Raw genomic sequence first — 24,713 nt, 5'->3', positions numbered from 1 at the left:
GTCGGCCTCCTCGGCCAAGAGCCAGATCGCGGGCGAAAACAGCTTCTCGTTCGCCAGCGACGCGGGCCTGGCCACGGGCGACGTGGTCATCTACCGCAGCCAGGGCACGAACATCGCCGGCCTGGTGGACGGCCAGCGCTACTACGTGATCAATGCCTCGCAAGGCGGCGCGTTCCGATATCAGCTGGCCAGCTCGCTAGAGAATGCCCGCGACGGCATCGCGATGCAGCTGGGCGCGCTGACCGGCACGGGCGGCATCAGCCTGCAGAAGGCGGTTGACCGCATCAGCTCGGGCGGCCTGATCACGCTGGACATCGGCTCGCTGACCAAGGGCCAGTCGCTGAGCAACAGCATGCTCAGCATCACGGTGGCGGGAGCCGGCGGCAAGTCCCTGGGCGGCGCGGGCGCCATTGGCGTCAACCTGTCTCGGGCCGACGTCACCGCCATCATCGACAACACCGGCGCGGCCGCCGGAACCAAGGTGCAGGCCGACGCCGGCGCGGTATCGGTGTCGGCGCAGGACGCCAGCCGCATCGTGACGGCGACGGGCGCGCTGGGCATTTCCACCACCCAGGGGGCATCGGCGGCCATCGGCGCGTCCGTGGGCGTGGCCGACATGCGCAACAACGTGCGCGCGGCGATCGCGCAGGCGACCGTAGAGGCCCAGGCGGTGCAGGTGCGCGCCGAAGAGCGCGCCAGCATCTACAACGTGTCCGTGGGCCTGGCCGGCGGCGCGGGCGTGGCGGTCAGCGGCTCGCTGGCCGTCAACACGATCCAGAACACGGTGCATGCGCAGATCCGCGACGCCTCCGTGACGGCGACCTCGGGCGACATCCGCATCGTGGCGCGCGACACGGCCAGCATTGCGGCGCTGGCCGGCAACGTGGCGGTCTCGGTGGGCGGCCGGGTGGCCGCCGGCATGGCCTTCGCGGTCAACCAGATCTTCGACACGGTGTACGCGGGCGCGGTGCGCTCGTCCCTGTCGGCCACGGGCGACATCGTGGTGCAGGCGGCGTTTGCCAAGCCGGACGACCTGTCGCCGGGCCTGAACGCCCAGATTTCGACCATGGCGGTCAGCGGCGCGGTCGCGGCCGGCGGCTCCGGCGCCAACGTGGGCTTTGGCGGTTCCGCGGTCCTGAACTGGATCGCGAACTCTATCAAGGCCGAGATCGGCGAAACCTCGGCCGGCCAGGACGTGACGGCCGGCGGCGACATCGTGGTCCGGGCCAGCGACGAATCCACGATCAACAGCCTGGCGGGCGCGGTGGCGCTGGGGCTGGGGTCGCAGGGCGCGAGCGTGGCCGTGGGCGCCAGCCTGTCCTACAACTACCTGGGCGGCGCGCCCGCGGGCAACGCGCGCGAGCATTCCATTTCGGCGCAGATCCGCGACACGCAGGGCGCCGTGCGCGGCGCGCACGTGCAGGTGGCGTCGCTGTTCGAGGGCAGCATCCATAACGTGACCGTGGCGGGCAGCGTGGCCGTGGGCACGGCGGCGGTGTCGGTGGGCGGCGCGGTCTCTGTGAACCGGCTGAACAGCAAGAACGAGGCCGGCATTCGCAACGCGCGGCTGGTCGAGGCGTTGTCCGCCGGCGGCGCGCCGGGCGTGGCGGTGCAGGCGCGCGACGACGGCTATGTGCTGGCGGTGGCCGGCGGGCTGGGCGTGGCGGTGTCGCCGGGCAGCGGCGCGGGCATCGCGGCCGGCGTGTCGGCGACCCACAATACCGTCAACAACCAGACCCGGGCCTATATCGATGGCAGCAGCGCCAGTAACAGCGGCCTGAACACGGCCATCGGTTCGGCGCATGGCATCGCGGTGGACGCGGTCAACGAATCGCGCATCGTGTCGGTGTCGATCGGCGTGGCAGCGGCAGTCGCCGTGGGGCAGGGATTCGCCGGGGCGGGCGCCGGCGCGGGCAGCGGCAATACCATCGGCGGGTCGGTGGAGGCCACGCTGAAGAATGTGATCCCGCTGAACAATGGATATATCGCGGGCGACGTGCGCGTCAACGCCGAGAACACCGGCAGCATCGTGACGGTGGCAGGCGCCTTGGCGGTGGCGGTTTCCGCTGGTGGCATGGGCGCGGGCGCTTCGGTGGGCGTGTCGGTGGCGATCAGCGAAATCAGCACGACGGTGCGCGCGCTGGTCGAGAACTCGGTGATCTGGACGAATGGAACGGGCCAGGGCGTAACGGTATCGGCGTCGGACCGGGCCACGATCACCGCCATTGCGGTTGGCGGCGCGGTCAGCGTGCAGGCCGGCAGCGCGGGCGTGGCGATCGCGGTGGGCACCAGCGTCGCGGTCAACAAGGTTTTCAATACGGTGCATGCCGACATCCGGGGCGGCGACATCCAGACGGCAGGAGCCGGACTGTCCGTCAGTGCGAACCAGCAGGCCGGCATCCTGTCGGTGGTGCTGGGCGCTTCGGTGGCGGTGTCGGTGGGCGACAGCGCCAATGCCGCCATCGGCGGCGGCGGCGCGCTGGCGCGCAACGTCATCTCGGCCAGCGTGCAGGCGGGCATCTCGGACGCACACATCAGCACGGAGGGCGCGGGCGGCGCCAGGGGCGCGCTCGACGTGCGGGCCCTGGGCCTGTCGCAGATCAACGCAGTGGTGCTGGGCATGTCGGCGTCGGTATCCGTCAGCCACTATGCGGCCGCGTCGGCCTCCGTGGGCGTCGCCATGGCCGAAAACGTCATAGGCTACGACGTCAACAGCGCAGGCCAGGTGGTCGCGCTGGGCGCGAACCGTCCAGTCAATGAGATCACGGCATCGATCGACCGCAGCGCGGTGACCGCGGGCGCGGTCTCGGTGAACGCAAGCAACGTGAAATTCAAGGCCGACGGCAGCGTCGACCAACAGCAAAGCATAGACGCCGTGGTGGTGGCGGGCGCGGTCGCGGTGTCGGTGGCCTACGCGCCGCCCATCGTCGACGGCGCCAGCCTGGCGGTGTCGGGGGCCGGCGCGGGCGCACGGGCGGTCAACAAGATCAAGACCGCCATCACCGCCCGCATTACCGACCAGAACCAGGCTCACGCCTGGAATGCGGCCAGCGTGTCCGTCGTGGCGACGGACAAGTCGCGCATCGACAGCACGATCGCCGCGGTGGCGATCTCGGTGGCCGTGTCGCTGGGCGCGACGGCCTCGCTGTCCGTGGCGGCGTCGCTGGCCCAGAACGAGGTCGGCAACGACACGCTGGCCAAGGTGGACGGCGTGAACTTCACCGGCGCGCCGGTGATCACGGTCAAGGCGGACAGCCAGGCCAGCATCCACACGATATCCGTGGCGGTGTCGATCGCGGCGGGCGTCAGCCTGGGCGGCCTGTCAGTGGCAGGCGGTGGCGCCGATGCGCGCAACGTGATCAGCTCGTCCGCCGTGGCAATGATGAACGGCTCGCGCGTCACTGGCAACGGCGCCAATGCGTTGACGATAGACGCCGACATGAGCGGCGCGATCGACGCCAAGGTGGTGGTCGCCAGCGTGGCCTTCACTGCCGCGGGCGGCTCGCTGGCCATCGGCGCTTCGCTGGCGGAGAACGAGATTACCCAGGCGGCCGGCGCGCGCGCCAGCCTGAGCAATACGCAGGTATGGCATTTAGGCGCGGTCAATGTAAGCGCCGATACCAGGCAGACCCTGGAAGCGGTTGTGGTCGCGGGCGCGGTGGGTATCGCGTACCAGGGCGCGGCGCTTGCTGGCGCCGGATCGTCGGCCTACAACACCTCGCGCGCTGTCACGCGCGCCGAAGTGAACGGATTGACGCAGTCCGACGCCACCGTGCGGGGGGCCGAGAGCCTGAACGTCAGGGCATCCAATACGTCCACGCTCAAGGCCACCGCCGCGGGCGCAAGCCTGGCGGGCACCTCGCAGGGACTGGCCCTGTCGGTGGGCGTGGCCCTGGCCAGCAACAAGGCGCTGGGCGCAGTCGAGGCGGCGCTGTCGAACTCGGTGCTCACCGCCAGCGCCGGCGCGCAGATGACGCGGGTGGCGGTGACGGCCCAGGACACAACGACGCTGGAGGCCAAGGCCATCGGCGCGTCGCTGGCGTTCGCGATGCAGGGCGGCTCGCTGTCGGTGGGCGCCTCGGTGGCGCGCAACGTGGCGGCCATGAGCGTGCAGTCTTCCATTACGGGATCGACGCTGAACGTGTCGGACGGCGTCGCGGTGTCGGCCAAGGAAACGGCGACGCTGGACGGCGTGTCGGTGGCGGCCTCGGTGGCTGCGGGCTTTGCGGGCGTCGCCGTGTCCGGCGCGGGCGCGGAAAGCACGCAGACCGTCGCCAACGACGTGGGCGGCTACATCAGCGGCTCGACCATCACGGCGGGCACCGGCGTATCGGTGAAGGCGGACAATACCTCCAGCATCTCCGCCGTGACCGGCGCGGTGTCGGTCAGCGTCACGGGCGCGGGCCTGGGCGCCAGCATAGGCGTGTCGATTGCGAAGAACACTTTCGGCGCCTACTCGGGCGATGGCGTGACTCGCGCCAATCGCGCGCTGGCCTATATCGACAACAGCACGATCTCCGTTGCCAAGGGCAATGTGGACGTGCTGGCCACTTCCAGCGAAACGCTGACCAGCGTCAACTTCGCCGGCAGCGTGGCGGTGGCGGGCGCCGGCGGCTCGGCCGCCGGGTCGGGGGTGCAGGTCACCAATCGCTTTGCGACGACGACTTCCGCCTATATCCAGGGCTCGGAGGCCATCGCCGGCATCACTGGCGGGGCGGGTTCCGTGAACGTCCGCGCGCAGGACGCCAGCACGATCCTGAAGTCCGGCGCCTACGGCGTGGCCGTGGCGGCCTCGCTGCCGGTGCCGGGCAATTTCGGGCTGAACCTGGCCCTGGCCGTGACGCTGGTGGACAGCGAAGCCGCCAACGAGGTCAGCGCCTACATCAATACCGCCAGCGGCAAGAACGTGGGCGCCTATGACGCCGTGTCCGTCACGGCGCTGGAGAAGACCGACTTCAAGGGGCTGGACGCGGTCACCGCCTCGGTAGCGGTGGGCGGCGGCATCGCGGCGTCGGGCGCAGGGGTGCGCGTCACCAACAATACCCGCAACAACGTCAGCGCCCGGATCTTGGGCGCGGGCAAGGTGGGGGCGTTGGGCAAGGTCGAGATCAAGGCCGACACCCAGGTCCGCGCCGAGATCGACCTGACCCAGGTCAGCGTGGCGGTGGGCATCGTGGGCGCGGCAGTCGGCGTCGGCATCGCCGAGAACATCGCGCGCGACACGACCACGGCCTCCGTGGATGGCGCCACCGTCAGCGCGCCCGTGGTTGACATGAACGCGTTGGTCAGCGTCGACTTCAGCCAGACCCAGACGGCCGGCGTGGCCGCCACCACAGGGCTGGCCGTGAACGTCAACAAGGCGCTGGTCGACATCGCCACCACGACCCTGGCCGAGGCGCGCAATGGCGCGGTCCTGCAGGGCGTGTCGGTTTCCGTGCCGGGCCAGGGCGAGATCCCGGGCATGGTCAATATCAATGCGCAGGGCACCTATTACGGCCGCGCCTATTCCAAGGCGATCACCGGAGGCGTGATCGGCGTGGGCGTGATGAGCGCCGAAACCCGCCTGGGCGGCTCGCTCAAGGCCTCGGTGGACAACGCCACCGTGCAGGGCGCCATCATCGGCATCACCACCGCCGCCACCACCGAGCGCAACGGCGAGGCCGGCTTGCAGGCCGAGGCCCGTTCGCTGGAAGTGGGCGGCGTCACGGTGTCGATCGACAGCGCCAAGCTGACCACTGCCCTGGATTCGCGCGTGCAGATCGGCAACAACGCCCGCGTGGACGGCACGCTACTGAGCATAGTCGCGGGCCAGGTGCAGTCAGTGGACGTGAAGATGGACGCCGGCACGATCGCGCTGGTGGCTGGACGCCAAGGCAAGATCGATGTGGAAGTCGGCGGCAAGTCCGCCATCGACATCAGCGGCGGCGCGCAGGTGACCGGCAACAAGCTGGACATCCGCAGCAACAACACCGTGCGCGGCACCTCCACCCTGAGCGGCTACTCTGTCAAGGTGGCGGGTGCGGACGTCAGCAAGCACACGGTGACGATCAAGCCGGAATCGACCATCACCATCACCGGCGCGCGGCAGGCCAACAGCACGCTGGAGTCGGCGGGCATGACCGTGGTGCAGGCGCGCGGCAATTTCGACACGCCGGGCATGCTGGACCTGGTGACGACCAACGACATCATCTATACCCAGCGCAACAAGATCACCGGCGTTTCCGGCGTATCGGTGACGCTGTCGACCAACAAGCTCAGCACCGACGGCGCGCTGTCGCAGGTCAAGGTCAGCGGCGCGTTCCTGCGCAACGCCTTCGGCGACGTGGTCATGGCGGCCAACACGCGCGGCGTGACGACCACCATCAGCGATCTGCTGGTGGTGGCCGTGTCCAGCTTCAGCAAGTCGGACAGCAACAACGACCTGACGGTGCGCAACGCCATCCTGATCGACAATTCCTCGATCGAGGGCGACAGCATCCTGGCGCTGGCGGGCAGCGGCAAGGCGTCCGATCCGCTGTCCACCGGCTATCTGCTGGCCAACGACAACGTGTCGTTCACGCTGGTGGGCATTGCCCAGATTCCGGACGTGGACAGCGGCGCCCGGGCGCGCCAGATCAATACCGTGCTGATCGACGGGGTGTCCTCCATCGGCTCGCTGCTGAAGGCGCAGCGCAACGTGCGGCTGGAGACCAATCCGTCCAAGCTGGACCAGGCCCACGTGAACGGCTCGGTGCAGGTCATCGGCCTGAACCTGAATCCCACCGTCAAGCTGGCCGACGCCGTGGTGGATACCACGTCCAGCAGGGTCGCCACCGGTTCGGCGACCCAGATCATCGCCGGCGTGAACAATGCCGCCAACCTGTTCGTGATCCCGGCGGAATTGCTGGCGCAGCTGGGGCTGTCCGGGGCAGGCCTGCCCACGGCCGGGGCGCCGCTGCGCTTCGATTCGAACTCGCCCGTGGTCAAGGCCATCCTGGAAAAGCTGCTGGGCGCAGGCAAGACCAGCCTGGACGGCGCGCCGGGCACGGTCAACATCGACGTGCGCTATGAACTGACCGCGTTCAGCGCCAGCGACATCAAGGTCAACGTCACGACCGGGATGATCATCGAGCACAACGGCAGCTACTACCGCTACAACAGCCCCAATAGCCGCGACCTGGATCTGGCGGCGGAGGACTACGTCAACAACAGCTATTGGATGCGCCTGAGCAATCCGACCCAGGCGCAGAAGGACGAAGCGCTGGGGTCCGACTTCGGCGCCTTTGCCGCAGGCAACGTCGGCAGGCTGTACTTCGTGCTGAAGACGGTGGACATAGACCAGCCGACGCTGCGCTATGCCAGCCAGCAGAACGTCATCAGCGAGCAGATCCGCACGCTGACGCGGATGCAGGTCGAGCACGCCTCGGACCCGCAGGCGGTGGCGCGTTACCAGGCCAACATCGCCGCGCTGCAACAGCAGCTGCAAAGCATCCAGATGGGCATGACGCTGGCCAACGGCCAGATCCGCTATCTGGATTCGTTCAGCACCTTCTTCATCGACATGCCGGACATGTATGCGTCCGGCGGTTCGGTCTACGTGAGCGCCAGCGACACCAGCGGGGTATACCGGTCGGGCATCGACGCCCGCGCCAATACCCAGATCAATATCGTCAACGATTCGCCGATGCTGATGAACGTCAGGGACGCGGTCGTGCTGGACGGCACCATCATCCGGCCGGGTTCCGATGGCCAGCTGAAGGTATTCAAGACCGGGCACCTGTACATCAACGACGTGTCCGTCAAGGGAGCGTCGGGCGCCGACACGGCCGAGGTCAGCATCAGCCAGCTCAAGAACGGCTGGGCCGCGGACCCGTTCGGCGGGGCCTTGAATGACCCCTCCGATCCCACCAACAGCGTGGCGAAGATGATCGCGAACGCGCCGGTGGACCTGAGCCTGATGGGCGCGGTGGTGAACCCGCTGGGCAAGGTGTCGGTGATCAATGCGCTGGGCAGCATCAGCGTGTCCGGCACCATCCAGGCGCTCAGCCTGGACATCGTGGCCAAGGGCAATTTCAGCCTGCAAAGCGAAGGCTGGTACAACTCGGGCGCCGATCCCACGTTCCTGAACGACAAGTGGCAGAGCGTCATCAACGCCCTGAAAAACGGGGGCACCAGCACGGGCATCGACGACACGATGCAGAACGTCCTGCTGAAGTGGGGCTACAACAACCAGCTGGGCTCCTTTACCGGCTACCTGAACGGCAATGCCGCGGCCAGGGACTCGCGCATTTTCGCCCTGGGCGCCATCAGCATTTCGGCGCTGACGCTGAACATCGACGGCAAGATCCAGAGCGGCCTGACGGACGCCTACATCAAGATCGACAGCTCGTTCCGCGGCGACCAGGACAAGGCCTTGCAGGACGGCAACGGCTACGCCATCGGCGGCGTGTCGTTCAGCGCGGACGGATCGCTGAACCGCTATGGTGCCATCACGGGCCGCTTCGACTACGCCACGCAGACCATCATCCTGGATCCGATCCGGCTGGCGGGCGGCAGCATCTCGCTGACCGGACAGATCGTGTCGGTGGGCAACGGCAACCTGATCGTGGCCAACGGCTACGCCTCGGTCCATATCGACAACCAGACCACCTATGCGCTGGTGACGCACGATATCGACGTCAGCACCTATCGCCGCGGCCGCATCGAGATCATCGACACGGCGCGCGGGCAGAAGGACCTGTACGAGCTGCAGGGCCTGAACGACGTCGTGCACACGGTCTGGAACAAGTTCGTGCAGCCTTCGTCCACCTCGACGGACCCGCTGGCGCTGGACAGGATCTGGGTCTATGAAAACAGTGCGGGCCAGCAGGACGCGGCCGGCCTGCGGAATTCCGCGGGCACGCTGCAGGACGGCCGGACCCTGACGTTGACCTACAAGCCGCAGGCCGGCCAGATGATGGTCTGGGTGATGGGCTGGACCTCGGGTGAAACCACGACCACGGTCTACACCTCCAAGCGCTTCAACCTGTTCGGCGATTGGGATCCGCTGGGCTGGCTGACGAACAACGACACGACCAAATCCGGTCCGGTGACGGTCTACGAGACGCCGCGCCCCGTGCTGGTGTCCACCGTCGTCGCCTACGACGGCGTCAACTCGGTGCCCGAGGCGCTGCGCCAGCAACTGGCGGCCAGCGGCAAGCTGAACCAGGCGCTGCTGCCGACCACCATCGAAGGCAGCGGCACGCAACGCCTGGTCGAGGACGCCTCTGGCGACATTGTCGGTCCCGACGGCAAGCACTACCGCCTGGAGTCCTCGGGCGGCACGGCGCTGGACACGTCCACCTTCAGCGTGGCCTACCGCAAGTTCAACACCGGCGTGATCGTGCGCAACGACGGGCCGCACACCAGCGGCGGCGGTTGGCTGCGCACCAAGACCACCACGTTGACGCAAGTGGTCGAGAAGAAGCAGCAGGAACTCTTCACCTTCTACGTGCCGGCGTCGCAGGAGATCACGCTGAGCTTCCTGGGCTCCAGCAATAGCGACAACGCCATCTACATCCGCAGCAATGGCAACGTGACGCTGGCCGGCAACCTGATCGTCGGCAACGGCAAGACGGTGCATATCGAGGCGGTGTCGGCTTCGTCGCCTACGTCCATCACGATGCAGGGCGAGGTCGGCATCATGGCGCGGGACCCCAATGGGCAGATGCCTACCGGCGCGTCCGCCGTGGTCAACGTCGACGCCATCGCCCTGGGCGGCTCCATCAGCCTGAACGTCATGGGCTCGAACGGCTATACCCGGGCCGATGCGCGCAACGACATCCGCCTGAACTACTTCTCGGACGGTGGCAACAGTTCCTGGGCCACGCTGAAGAAGGTGGCCTCGGCGGCGGGCACGGTCTACATCGAGGCGCTCAACGGCATCTTCGCCCACGCCTCGGCTGGCAACGACACCGTGGTGACCGGCAACCGCATCGAACTGAACGCGGGCTACGGCGCCATCGGCACGGCTTCCAAGGCCTTGACGATCTACGCGCGCCAGGGTTTTGCCGCGCAGGCCGGCCTGGCTGGCGGCCCGGCGGGCGCAGACAAGAGCATCTACCTGGCGCAGAATGTCCTGAACGCCGACCTGACGCTGGTCAAGCCGGTGAACTGGAGCAATCCGCAGGCAGCCGTCTATGCGGCGCTGGGCAGCGTGCACATCAGCCTGAACGGCGGATCGCTGCTGGACGGCGAACTGGCCGACACGCGCACCGCGACCGAGAAGGCCTACCCGACGGTCACGGCCAAGCTGCTGGCCGACCTCAGCGCGCAGCTGTCGCAGTACGACAGCTACTGGTCGGGCGTGCGCTCGCTGCAGACCGCCACGGTCACGCTGGGCGGTTCGGGCACCTACCTGAGCACCCAGGCCGAAGGCGGGCAGTACCTGGCGATCAGCATGACGGCCGCCCAGTACGCGGCGGCCTTGCAGGCGGCGGTCGACGGCCATCACCTGGTGCGCCTGGCGTACAACAACAGCCTGAACGGCAATGCGCGCACCGAGATCCTGGGATACCTGGGGCTGGTGGCGGGCAGCGGCGCCAATGGCGTCTACCAATTCACCTTCACGCTGTACGACCCGTCCAACCCGAACGCGGGGCCGGTGTCGCTGGCTTCGCTTGGCTATACCGCCGGCAGCCAGGGCGTGCTGTACGGACCGTCCTACGCGCTGGCCGGGGCGACGGATCAATCCAACGCTAATCTGCCGATCACCTTCACCCTGCCCAGCGGGAACCTGACGACGCAGCAGGGTTCCGACACGCTGCGCCTGCAGCTCAGCGCCGACCAGATCGCGGCGTTCTACGCCAAGGGCGACCCGGCGATTGGGGACTACTACCAGCGCGTGCTGGCGGGACTGCGCAGCTACAACACCATTCTGGTCGGAGGCCAGGTGCTGGCGATCGACCAGATCCTGCCCACGGGGCAATGGTGGGGGTCCAACAGTTTCGACACGATCCTGATCCGGCTCAAGTCGCCCTATGTGGGCGACCTGACGCCGACCGACGGCAACGGCCACCGCGAACTGAACGTCGTCCTGAGCAATGGCAGCCAGACTGCCGGCGCGGGCAGCTACACCGGGAGCACCGACACGGCGCGGCCGCAGGTGCCGAGTTCCGGCACGTCTGCCGCTACCTTGCCGCAAGGCGACCAGGACATCACCACGTCCATCGTCAACGCGATCACGCAATACAACCTGGCGCATCCGCAAGCCAAGATCGACACGGGCCCGGGTTCGCTGTATGCCAACCTGACTGCCACGTCGCCCAGCAATCCCTGGTCCGTGGTCGAGCGCAGCAGCAGTTCCAATTCGTTGCTGTTGTCCGGCTCGCAACTGGGCTGGGGCATGCCGTCCGGCATCTACACGGTGCAGGGTTACAACCAGTGGATGAACCAGGCGGTCAACGGCCTGATCGGCAGCGAGATCTCGTTCACGATCGACGGCGTGAGCTACACGCGCCACATCGAATCGTTGAGCCTGGTCCGCGCCGACGGCTCGCCCGCCCTCAATCTGAACGACTCGCAGAACTACGTCTCCGTGACCTTCTCGGGCGCGGCGGTGGAGATCAAGAATTACTATGTCCGCAACGGCGCGGGCACGGTGGTCTCGAACCAGCTGCCCTCGGAACTGGCCTACGGCCTGACGGGCCTGGGCAAGGGTTCGGGCTCCGGCTCGGCCACGCTTGCCGTGGCGTACACCGTGCAGCGCGGCTTCGGCGCGACGGCGCTCAAGCAGGGCACGCTGAGCTCGGATACCCCCACTTCCTACTGGGGCTGGTATGGCAGCAACCTGCTGCCGTTCTACACCTACACGGAAAAGACGGGCACAGGCGCCGGCTATGTCGAGTACGTGGACATGGGCAACAGCTTCAGCTGGGACCTGACCGGCTCCAGCCTGAGCGATAGCGCGCGCACCCAGCTGGCCAACAGCATCAAGGCCTTGCTGCAGAGCGGGCAGTCGATCTCGCTGGCGGGCCTGGAGCTGTACATGACGAACCAGAATGGCACCTTGCAGGGCCACGAACTGGGCGTCTACGACAACGGCACGCTGCACATCCTGACCATCGTCGACGCCCAGGGCAATCCCCTGACTGCCGCCAGTTCGGACAGCGATTGGCTGACCGGCCGTATCACGTTCAGCGGCAAGGTCTACGCGCAGAAGTCGCAGCTGGAGGACCTGGACGTCTACAAGAATACCAACGTCCATGACCCCGCCGCGACCAGCGGCTACGTGCCGAATCTGCAAGGCAAGACGGTCAACGCGGGCATCCGCCTGGTCGACACGGGCTTCGCGCAGCAGTCGCTGACCCAGTTCGGCGCGGCCACACTGACCTTGCCCGGCACGGACCGCCTGGTCCAGGGCCAGCGCGTCGAGTTGAGCTTCTCGAATTCCAACCAGACTGTCATCTACTACGTGCAGAGCGTGAACGGACGGGTGGTGACTCTGTCGGACAGCGTGGACGGCGCCTTCAACGGCGGCACCCCGGTGAGCGTGGGCGCGATCCTGGCCCTGGCGGGCAATTCGCCCGGCGCGGTCACCGTCAGGCTGCTGGACGCCGCGGCCAGCGGCGCCTCGGTGCTGGCGGACAACGTCATCACGCTGACCGACATGAACATCGTGCCGGTCACGGACGCCAACGGCCAGGTCATGGGCTACCGGGCCTTGCAGAACTTCGACCGGGTGTACCTGAACGACGTGCGGCTGCAGACGGGCAAGGTGTCCAGCCTGCAGACCAACGTGGCCTACTACGTGCTGGTCGGCGCCAACAACACGATCCAGTTGTTCGCGTCCAAGGAACAGGCCATGCTGTATCAGCAGATACAGGTCCTGAACCAGACGCCGGCAGGCCAGGCGCTGGTCAAGGCGCTGTTCACGGATGCCGGCATCACGGGCGAGCTGTTGCGCGGTTTTGCCGCCACCGACGTTCGTGGCATGTTCACCGTGTCCACGCATCTCTTCCAGACCCAGGCGGCGGGCTCCACCGAGGGCCTGAGCGCGCAGATGCTGGCGCTGCACGAACAGCTGCGCAACCAGGGCTTCGACCCCAACTACCTGCCTGTGGCGCTGGATATCGCGGCGGCGCAGAATCTGGTGAAATCGACGCGCAACCAGGTCGTGTACGACTACGTGGTCGAAAAGGAACTGGCACAGACGGCCGAGTATCACAACTACTGGCGCGAACGCCTGGAGTCCTCGGCGGGCACGGCGGTGTCGGGCCTGGTGTCGGTCGGGTCGGGCAGCTTCAAGCTGGCCGACATGAATATCGTCGACGACGGCACCGGCCAGTTGCGCGCGCTGCGCACGGGCGACGAGATCTATTTCCGCAACGCCGTGGGCAATGTGCGCGCCGACACGGCCTACTATGCCATCGTGGGCGCTGACGGCACCATCCGCCTGGCGGCGTCGCTGGCCGATGCCATGCTGTACCAGACCGGAGCCGGACAGAACGACGGCCTGCTGGCGCTGTACCCGAACATGGGCCAGCCCATCACGCTGACGTTCGACGCGTCCAGCCTGAACGGCGCGGACGTGCAAGCCTACACCCGCGTCTACACCGTGCGCGCGGACGCCGCGGCGCAAACCGCTGAGGAAATCGCCCTGTACGGACAGACGTACGACGCGGGCCATTTCTTCTACTTCTCGAACGCCACCTTGCGCAATATCGAGAACAACCTGCTGTATCCGGTGTCGGCGGCCATCAACGAAAAGGTCTTCGACCTGGAAGGCAACGGCGAGAGCGCACAGCCGGTCGATCGCTTCCTGAACGTGAAGGCGGGCGCCGACATCGAGCTGCGTACGTCGGGCCAGGGCTCGATCGGCGCCCAGCTGGGCGACTACACGCTGCAGCTGCCCAACCTGGACGGGTTGTCGGACGCCGAACGCGCCAACGTGTTCGACTCCTTGCCGGAAGCCGACAAGGCCATCCTGTCGCGCGCCAACGCGGTGAACCTGGCGGGCGTCTACCACACGCTGTATCGCTACATCGGTCCGGCCGGCACCACGCCGCTGGACCGCAGCCAGGTCGACTTTTCCGATACCAGCCTGTGGCAGCGCTTCGAGCCGCTGTTCTCGAACGACGCGTCGCTGCTGCTGGGCAGGACCCTGGCGGCCGACAGCGCCGTGCAGTTCCTGTTCGCCGACCGCTTCGACCTGTACCAGAACAGCCGCCAGGTCTTCATCTACAACAGCAAGATGCTGGAAGGCGCCACGACGGCGCAGCGCAGCCAGCTGCAGGCGAACATCGATGCCGCGCGCGCCAACGGCGTGCAGGTCGTGGATATCGGCAGCGGCTTCCTGGACCCGGTGTGGAGCCAGATCAGCGTGCCTTACATGGCGCAGGACGGCGCCAGCCCGCAGGCGCTGAGCGCCGGCATGCTGGTGGGCGACATGCGCGATCCGCGCTACCTGACGCTGAAGCTGACGCGTTCGCTGGCGGTGCAGGCGGTCGATGGCGTGGTGTCCGCTTACAGCGACACCACGGTCGGCCTGGATTCGCCCCAGGGCAGCATCCGCCTGGGCGACATCCACGCCAAGCAGGGCATCACCATCGCCGTCGGCGCGCAGGGCGGTTCCATCATCGGTACCGACGCCGGCACGCTGGAAAGCGCCGGCCAGGTCAGCCTGGTGGCCGACAAGGACATCGTGGGCAGCACCCGCGACGCCAACGGCATCTACCAGTACGACGCCAGCAAGCATCTGCAGCTGAACCTGTCCGCCGGCCATTCCCTGTACGTGGAGGCGGGCGGCGTGGCGCGGGTGGCGCAATCGGGCGCCCAGGACCTGAACCTGGTCCTGGCGCATACCAAGGGCACGGCGGCGGGCGGCTCGTCCTATCAGGCGGGCGCCAATCTGCTCGTGGGTCAGGTGGTGTCGGCGGGCAGCGTCACGTTGCAGGCCGGGCAATCCATCCTGAACGCCACCGCCCAGGGCCAGCGGCAGTATGCCAACGTGGTGCTGTCGGATCTGAGCGCCTCGGATCTCGCCGCGCTGGGCTACGTGCGCGAAGTGGTCCTGATCGCCGGCAAGTCCGTGGGCCAGTTGGGCGCGGACTTGTCGCAGCAGGGTTCGCCGCTGCTCATCAGCATCTCGCAGGGCGACACGCAGGCATTGGTACGCGCATCGGCGGGAGAGAGCGTCAATCTGTACGGCATGCACGGCCTGCGGTTGGACGGAATCAACGTGGTCGACGCCAACGGCAACCGGGGCGATGCGCGCATCTATGCGCTGGATTCCATCCTGAACGGCACGGCTTCCGGGCAGGCCGCCATCACGGCGCGCAATGTGTGGCTGGAAACCCTGTCTGGCACCATAGGAGAGCTGGGTTCGCCCTTGCTGACGGACATGTCCGGCTATCTGGTGGCGTCGGCCTTGGGGTCGGTATCGCTCAGCCAGCTGGGCGCGCATGACCTGGCGCTGTCGCGGGTGGAGTCGCGTTCCCGCGACGAGGTTCACCTGAGCAGCGAGGCCAGCATCGTCAACGACAAGACGGCGCATCCGGGCGGTTCCAGCAGCCGCTCCGGCGCGGTCGTGACGGGCGGCAGCCTCTACTTCACGGCGGTCGGCTCGGTGGGCGGCTACGCCCAGTCCGACACGGCCGGTGCGCAGGCCAACGACGCGCTGATCGTGGCGGCGGTGGGACCGCAAGCGACGATCAATGCGCTGGCCGGCGGCGACGTGGCCCTGGTGCAACTGGGCGCAGCCACCGATGCGCAGGGCGCGTCGCAGGCGCTGTCCATGAACATCGGACGCATCGAGGCGAACAACGCCTGGCTGGTGGCGCGCCACGAAGCGGGCCAGTCCGCTCCTTCGGGCGACATCGTCCTGTCGTCGGATTCCGTGATCAGCACGGTGGGCGTGCTCAGCCTGCTGGCGGGCAACAACCTGTCGGTGGCCGGCCGCAACGGCCTGGCCCCGGGCGCGCTGATCCAGGCCGGACAACGCATGAACCTGCGCGTGGACCGCGACGACCGCGGCATGGCCGGCTACGGCAAGGCGTCGGTCATGGATATCAACGGCCGCCTGCTGGCGCCGCAGATCCACGTCTATGGCAGCCAGACCGGCGACAACGCCATCAGCTTCGGCAGCAATGCCGAGATCGGCGGCGGGCTGGACGGCAATGGCGGCTTGACCCAGGGCGCCTTGCTGGACATCACCGGCGGTTCGGGCCAGGACCGCATCACGGTGCGCGCGCTGCTGATCAATCAACAGCAGACTTACGTCCGCACCCTGGATGGCGACGATACCGTCACCTTCGATTCGTCCGATCTGCGCGGCAACCTGAGCGTGCAGACCGGACAGGGCGATGATGCCGTGTCCGTGCTCGATACGCGGATCAGCGGCGACCTGGCGGTGGCGGCGGGCGAGGGCGTCAACACGGTTCTGCTGGATGCCGCCGCCATCGGCGGCGATACGTCGATCACGAGCGGGGCGGGCGCCGACCAGATCACGTTGCGCAACAGCAGCCTGACGGGTTCGCTGACCGTGGCTGCGGGCGACGGTGGCAATACGGTCCTGCTGGAGGCGGTAAACGTGGGCGGCAACGCCGCGCTCACGACCGGCGCTGGCGCCGATCGGATCACGCTGCGGGATAGTGGCGTGACAGGCGCGCTGAGCGTGGACGCGGGAGATGGCGACAACACCATCCTGCTGGATACGGTGACCGTGGGCGGCAATGCCGCAATCACGACCGGTGTCGGCATCGATCTGATTACGCTACTAGATACGGACTTGGCCGGCACGCTGACCGTGGATGCAGGCGATGGCGACAATGCCGTGCTGCTGGAGCGCGTGACCGTAGGCCTGGCCACCGGCATCCGGACTGGCTCGGGCACCGATCGGATCACGCTGCGAAACAGCGGTCTGGGCGGCGCGCTGACCGTGGTTGCGGGCGACGGCGACAACACCGTGCTGCTGGATACGGTGAACGTGGGTGGCAACACCGCGATCACGACCGGTGCCGGCGCCGATCAGATCACGTTGCTGGATACGGGCTTGGCTGGCACGCTGACCGTGGATGCAGGCGATGGCGGCAATGTCGTGCTGCTGGAGCGCGTGACCACAGGCCTGGCCACCAGCATCCGGACCGGGCTGGGCGCCGATCGCGTCACGCTGCGCGATAGCAACCTGAGCGGCATGCTGGCCGTGGATGCGGGCACTGGCGACAACACAGTCCTGCTGGATACGGTGACCGTGGGTGGCGACACCGCGATCACGGCCGGTGCGGGCATCGACCAGATCACGTTGCGGAATAGCGGCCTGACGGGTTCGTTGACCGTGGATGCGGGCAATGGCGATAACACCGTGCTGCTGGATACAGTGACCGTGGGTGGCGACACCGCGATCACGACCGGTGCGGGCATCGACCAGATCACGTTGCTCAATAGCAGTTTGACAGGTTCGCTGACCGTGGATGCGGGCAATGGCGACAACACCGTCCTGCTGGATACGGTGACCGTGGGTGGCGACACCGCGATCACGGCCGGTGCCGGCGTCGACCTGGTCACGCTGCGGGATAGCGGCCTGACGGGTTCGTTGGCCGTGGACGCAGGCGATGACGACAACTCCGTGCTGCTGGATACGGTGACCGTGGGCGGCAATACCGCGATCACGACAGGTTCCGGCGTCGACCTGATTACGCTGCTGAATGCCGGCTTGAGCGGACTGCTGACCGTCGAGGCAGGCGATGGCGACAATATCGTGCTGCTGGATACGGTGACCGTGGGCGGCAACGCCGCGATCACGACCGGCGCCGGTCTTGACCTGATCACGCTGCTCAATAGCGGTCTGAAGGGTTCGCTGGCCGTGGATGCAGGGGGCGGCGACAACACTGTCCTGCTGAGCACGGTGACCGTTGGTGGCAACACCACGATCACGACCGGCTCCGGCATCGACTCGATCACGCTGCTGGACAGCGGCTTGACGGGTTCGTTGACGGTGGATGCGGGAGATGGCAACAACACCGTCCTGCTGAACACCGTGACCGTTGGCGGCAACACCACGATCACGACCGGTTCCGGCATCGACTCGATCACGTTGCAGGATAGTGGCTTGACGGGTTCGTTGACGGTGGATGCAGGCAATGGCGACAACACCGTCCTGCTAGACACGGTGACGGTTGGCGGCAACACCACGATCACGACCGGTTCCAGCATCGACTCGATCACGCTGCTGGACAGCGGCTTGACGGGTTCGTTGACGGTGGATGCAGGCAATGGCGACAACACCGTCCTGCTGGACACGGTGACCGTTGGCGGCAACACCACGATCACGACCGGTTCCGGCATCGACTCGATCACGCTGCTGGATAGTGGCTTGACGGGTTCGTTGACGGTAGATGCGGGCAATGGCGACAACACCGTCCTGCTGAACACCGTGACCGTGGGCGGCAACACCACGATCACGACCGGTTCCGGCAGCGATTCGATCACGCTGCTGGACAGCGGCTTGACGGGTTCGCTGACCGTGGCTGCCGGCGACGGCGGCAACGCCATCCTGCTGGATACGGTAGCCGTTAGCGGAAATACCTCGATCACGACGGGCAAGGATGCTGACCGTATCACCCTGCGCGACAGCCGCCTGGCTGGCGCGTTGGCCGTGAATGCGGGCGATGGTGACAACGCCGTTCTGCTGGACACCGTCACGGTGGGCGGCGGCACGGTCATCGTTACCGGCTCCGGAGCCGACCTGATCATGCTGTCGGATTCCGATTTCCTGGGGCACTTGTCCGTCGATTCCGGCGCGGGCGACGACAAGATCTGGATGTCGCGGATCCTGCTGGCCCGGGGCGCCGCCGTGCAAGCTGGCGAGGGCGATGACTACATCTATCTGTCGGCGCGTGCGTTGGCGGGCGGAATCTCGCTGCGCGGCGATGGCGGCAACGATCTCATCGTGCTGGACGAGCTGCCGTCCCTGACCAGCCAGCAGGGAACGCCCGGCGTGACCGACAGGGTGGACGTGGACGGCGGACGCGGTTCCAACCACGTCGTGGTGAACCTGAACGAGGCGCTGACCTCGATACTCATCAATGTCCACAACTCGGACGGGATGGGCGCCGAGAACCTGGCCGGCGTCAACCAGCTGACCATCAATGGCACGGTGCAGGACGAGAGCTTCCTGGTCCGCGCCAACTACGTCGCCAAGATCACGCCGCAAGGAGCCGGCTACGCCGACGCAGTGCAGCGCGTGAACTACGACCGCAGCTCGACGGGCGGACTGCGCCTGAATGCCGTCGACGGCGGCAACCGCTTCTATATCGACGACACCAGCACCTATGTGGTCATCGATGGCGGCCTGGGCAGCGACGCGTCCAAGCACAACGAGTACCAGGTCGGCCAGCTGTACGCGCTGGACCGCCTGCTGCCGCAAGTGGCCGCGGGCGACCAGATCGATACCGTGCTGACGACGCAGGGCTACCTGTCGCGCGGCAACAGCTACGGCTTGACGCTGTATGGCGCGCAGAACAGCAGCAACGTCTTCCGCGTCTACAGCAACGCCGCGCCGCTGGCGCTGCATGGCGGCAGCCGCGACGACGAGTTCATGGTCTATGCCTTCAAGGAAGCGCAGCCGCAGGCCAACGGCGAACGTGGCTATGTCATCAACGGCCCGGTGTCCATCGACGGCGGCGACGGCCTCAATACCTACACCATGCTGGGTTCCGAGGACGACGACGCCTTCGTGCTGACGCAGGAAGGCATACGCGGCGCGGGGCTGAACACCAGCTACCAGAACATTCAACGCGTCAACCTGGATGCGCGCGAGGGCAACGACCACATCTATGTGCTGTCCACCCGCAGCAACGTCATCACGACGCTGATCGGCGGCAGCGGCAGCAACACCTTCGACCTGTCGGGCGACGTGGCGGGCAACACCATCGTCACCGGCCGTGGCGGTTCGCGCGACGTGTTCGATGGCGCGCAACCGGTCAGCATCACCGCGCAACCCGGCGAGCTGGACGCCCACGGCGGCAATACCCTGTCGCTGTCCGTAAGCCTGGACGCCGGCGTGCTGCCGCGTCCGGCTTCCGGCCAGGCCTATGTGTCGCTGAGCAGCGCGATGGTGGCTTCGGCCCTGTACGGCTCGCTGTCGCAAGGCGCCGGCCTGTCGTCCGCGGACGCGCTGGCGGCCGCGATGCAGAGCCTGCAAGGGCGCGGCGTGCTGCTGTCGACCGACGGCGGCCAGAGCTGGCACCAGAGCGTGGTGCTGGCCTTCGACGCCAACGGCGCCGGGGCGCAGGCCTGGGGCGCCACGCAGCAGGTGCTGATCAAGGTCGAGGACGGCGCCGGCGTCGGCTTGCCGCCGCTGAGCCTGGCCGGCCGCGATCTGCATCTGTCGGCTTCGCTCTTCACGACGCTGCCGGGCTTGCAGGACGTGGCCCTGCCGCCCATCCTGGTGCGGGTCGCGGATCCGGCCTATGCCGGCCCGGCCAACGAGCCGGGCAAGGTGCGCAACCCGCGCGCCAGCGACCAGCCGGTCATCACGGTGGACCCGGCAACGGGTATCAGCTACGCCAACTACGGCGACCAGCCGCACGACGTGTCCGGCATCCAGGGCAGCTTGCTGATCGAAGGCGGCACGCTGGACCGTCCGGGCTACGACGGTGTGTTGCATGCCGGCGTGGGCCTGCCGGGCGAGACGGACGGTGCGCTGGGCGCGCGTCATGAAGGCGCGGCGCAGACGGCTCCGGCCAACAACCGCATCCGGATCTTCGAAGACGGCACGACTGTCGGCCAGACGGGCATGCAGGATCAGGTGGACAACCTGAGCGGGCTGGGCCGGCTGTACGACAACGCGCAGGCGGCTGATTTCGGCCGCATCACCGGGCTGGGCATGACGCCGGGCCTGGGCGGCGCGGGCGGCACGGTGTCGCAGACCGGCAAGGAAGGCACCCATGTGTATGACCGCGGCATCGTCTTCCATGGGGTGCAGTCGGTCAACACCATGCTGGGCCAGGGCGACGACACCTACACGGTGCGCCACGCCACGGTCGGGACGATGACCCTGGTGCAGGGCGGCGGCGGCAACAATCTGCTGGCGGTGGAAGGCTCGACCGTCGGCGGCGCCGAGCGTCCGGTCCTGCTGTTCGGTTCGACAAGCCAGGACGACGCCTACTACACCGCGGGTCCCGGCCAGCGCCAGGCGGGCCAGGCGCTGAGTTTCGGCAAGGCGGGCAACAACGTGCTGGACGCGCGCACCACCACCCAGGGCGTCATCCTGTACGGCGGAGCGGGCAACGACCTGATCTACGGCGGTTCCGGCAACGACCTGATCGCGGGCGGCGGCGGCAACAACGTCATCCACGCGGGCCAGGGCAACAACATCGTGTTCGGCAACGCCGGCATGAACGTCGACCTGGGCGCGCCCATGGACATGGGCGCGGCGGCGCGGGCCGACCTGCGCACGCTGGCGGCGCTGACCCTGGTGCTGACGCCGGAACAGGCTGCCGGGCTGGCGGTGGGCCGGTCCGCCGACCTGCTGGCGGCGGGCGGAAACACGATCACGGCCGGCGATGGCAACAACATCGTGTTCGCCAACTTCGGCCGCATCGTGACCGTGGATCCGGTGAACTACCTGCGAGACCGCGGCGACTTCATCGACGCTGCGGCGCCTGGCGGCGAGGCGCGCTATCTGGCGGGCGACGGATTGCGGATGCTGGAGACCATCAATCTGCCGGCGGGCGGCGTGAACACCATTACCGTGGGCGCGGGCCGCAATGCGCTGTTCGGCGGGATGGGCGACGACATCATCCGGGCGGAAGGCGCGGGCGGCTTCAACCTGATCGCCGGCGACGGCGCCCGGGCGCGCTACACCGACGCTGGACGCATTGCCGTGTTCGAGTCCATCTACCCGTCGGTGGGCGGCAACGACAGTCTCTACAACAACGGCGAAGGCGTGATGTTGGGCGGCATGGGCGCAGACCAGCTGGAAAGCGGCGCGGGCAACAACGTCATGTTCGGCGACAACGGCCGCGTGGTGTTCGTCAACGACCGCATCAGCCTGATCGAGACCATCGACATCGCGTTCGGCGGCGACGACATCCTGCTGGCGGGGACGGGCGGCAACTACATGCTGGGCGGCCTGGGCGCGGACAAGTTCCGCGGCAACTTCTCCAAGGACGTGATGGTGGGCGACTTCGCGGCGATCTACATCGATCCGGTGAGCGGCCGCGTCATCAACCTGACCCGTTTCGGCCAGGGCGGCAACACGCCCGACCTGATCACGCGGGCCATGGAGAACCTGTACTCGTGGAGCGGCAACTTCGGCGACTGGCCGCGGTCGGCGTTCGGCGCGCTCGTCAGCCGTTGGGGAGCCGATAGCCGCCAGGAAGCCGAAGGGCAAGCGGCGGCGGACCGGGTCAGCATGGGCGCGGCGCGGCCGGACATCGTGATCGACCGCCACGACGGCGGGCTTTCCGATTATGCTTCGTCGGCTCCGGCGGACGCGGTGTCCATGCGCACGGATCAGACGGTGCAGGACGGCGGCCAAGGGTATCCCGGCGGCGCGCAGCCGGCCGCGGCCACGCAGGCGCCGGCTGCCAAGACGCCGGCGGCCGATCCGGCCGATGAGGCCGCGTCGCAGGATGCCGCACCGACGGCCACCGCTGCGCCGCAGGACGCGCGGGCGCACGTCGAGTCGGACGCCGGGGCGGGCCTCCAGTCGGATGCCGCGCCTGCCGCGACGGGCGCTTCCGCCGCCGAGCGGGCGGCGTTGGCGGCCGGGGTGGGCTTGCTGGGTTTGAGCGGGGCATTGGGCGCGTCGGGCAATGGCACGGTCGTGTTCAATTCGAAGACCAACACGTGGGAAACCAAGGCGGCCCGCAAGCGCGGATTGAGCGTGCGGCGCCAGGAACCCGAGCTTACGGAGATTGGAAGCGAGGATGAATGATGCAGTCGTGCCCGCGCAGGTCAAGCGCGCGGACCTGGCCTGGTGGTCGGCGCTGTCGGCCGCCAGCGACCGCCAGTCGTTCCTGGACGCCTGGCTGGCCTTGCAGGCCGGCCAGCTGGCGGGGGTGCGCCATGCGGCGCTGATCCTGGGCGAGCCGGATACCGGTCCGTTCGAGGTCGCGTCGCAGTACCCGGCGGGCAGCCGGGCTGGCGGTACGTTCTACGCCGCCGTCGACGAGTCGCTGCAAGGCCGGGAGGTCGCGGTATCCGCCGACGCCCAGGGGCTGGTGATCGCCTATCCCATCGTGCTGGCCGGCCGCATCCACGGCGTGGCCGCCTTCGAAACCGCGATGCAGGCGCCCGAGCCGCTGGTGCAGGCGCTGCGCTGGGGGGCCGGAGTGCTGGAGCTGTGGCTGTCGCAGCGCCAGGAGACAGACAGCGCGCAGACGGTCGAGCGCCTGATGGTGGTGATCAACAGCGTGGCCCGGGCGCTCAAGGAAGGGCAATTCAAGGACGTGGCGCTGACCCTGGTCACGGACCTGGCTACCCGCCTGGAGTGCGACCGCGTCAGCATCGGCTTTCGCCAGGATGGACGCTCCAAGGTGTATGCGCTGTCGCACAGCAGCCGGCTGGTGCAGAACATGAACCTGATGCGCGCCGTGGCCGAGGCCATGGACGAGGCCATAGACCAGAACACCACGCTGTGCCTGCCGCAGGACGAGGCCCGCACCATCCAGCTGCGCGCCCACCAGAAGCTGGCGCGCGAATTCGGCAACCGCAATGTGCTGACCGTGCCGTTCGCGCCGGAGGACGAGGCCCGCGGCGCCCTGGTGTTCGAACGCCCGGACAATCTGCCCTTCGACCGCCAGAGCATAGAACTATGCCAGAGCGTGGTGCTGCTGGCCGGCCGCGTGTTGTACCAGCGGCTGCGGCAGGAGCGTCCCTTCTGGCGCAAATGGCGCGACGGCGTCTTGCGCGAGTCCGGCCGCCTGCTGGGCCCGCGCTACATCGGCCGCAAACTGGCCGCGCTGGCGCTGGTGGCCGCCGTGGCGCTGGGCGTGTTCGCGCAAGGGCCCTACCGCATCAGCGCCACCGCCACGGTGCAGGGCGTGGTGCAGCGGGTGCTGGCCGCGCCTTTCGACGGCTATATCAGCGACGCGACGCGCCGGGCGGGCGACGAGGTGAAGCAGGGCGACGCCCTGGCCGCGCTGGACACGCGCGAGACCGAGCTGGAACTGTTGCGCGCCGGCAATCTGGAAGTGCAATACCGGCGTCAGGCCGAAGAGGCGTCGGCGCGCGGCGACAGCGCGGCCGCCGCCATCGCGCAGGCGCAGGCGCGCCAGGCCACGGCGCAGATGCAGTTCTTTCGCGAGCAGATCCAGCGTTCGACCTTGCGCGCGCCGTTCGCCGGCATCATCGTCAGCGGCGACCTGAGCCAGCAGCTGGGCGAAGCCGTCAAGCGCGGGCAGGAGCTCTTCAAGCTGTCGCCGCCGGATGGCTACCGCCTGTGGTTGGACGTGGAAGACCGTCTGATCGACGACGTGGCCGTGGGCCAGACCGGCAGGGTGGCCCTGGCGGCCATGCCGGACCGGCAGATTCCGTTCACGGTCACGCGCATCGTGCCGCTGGCGCAAGTGCAGGAAGGCAAGACGGTGTTCCGCCTGGAAGCCAGCCTGGACCCGAAGTCGGCGCCGGCCTTGCGGCCGGGCATGGAGGGCGTGGGCCGCATCGACATAGACGAGCGTCGCTACGTCTGGATCTGGACCCACGGGTTTTTCGATTGGCTCCGCCTGAAGTGGTGGGCCTGGTTCGGCTGA

At 67.8% G+C, this 24,713-nt stretch carries 2 protein-coding genes (1 of these 2 only partly in view); both read left to right on the top strand.

Features of this window, described 5'->3' with window-relative positions; all coding sequences use genetic code 11:
• Positions 1-22,897 carry the 3' portion of a DUF4347 domain-containing protein gene (locus HWY37_RS25175; RefSeq protein ID WP_176090112.1) on the top strand. It extends 10,649 nt beyond the left edge of the window, so only the last 22,897 of its 33,546 coding nucleotides appear in the window; its start codon lies beyond the left edge, outside the window; it ends in the stop codon at positions 22,895-22,897.
• Positions 22,890-24,713, top strand: coding sequence for a GAF domain-containing protein (locus HWY37_RS25170; RefSeq protein ID WP_176090111.1), 1,824 nt, complete (start codon positions 22,890-22,892; stop codon positions 24,711-24,713). Before HWY37_RS25175 ends, HWY37_RS25170 begins: the two co-directional genes overlap by 8 nt.

The organism is Achromobacter anxifer (assembly GCF_903652925.1).
Lineage (GTDB): Bacteria > Pseudomonadota > Gammaproteobacteria > Burkholderiales > Burkholderiaceae_B > Achromobacter > Achromobacter anxifer.
The sequence above is the reverse complement of the archived record's forward strand: the minus strand, read 5'-3'. Positions and strand labels throughout refer to the sequence as shown.

What these genes read in the sequence shown, in the direction of transcription:
- HWY37_RS25170 (WP_176090111.1), top strand. Translation starts at nt 22,890, where the DNA reads ATGAATGATGCAGTCGTGCCCGCGCAGGTCAAGCGCGCGGACCTGGCC.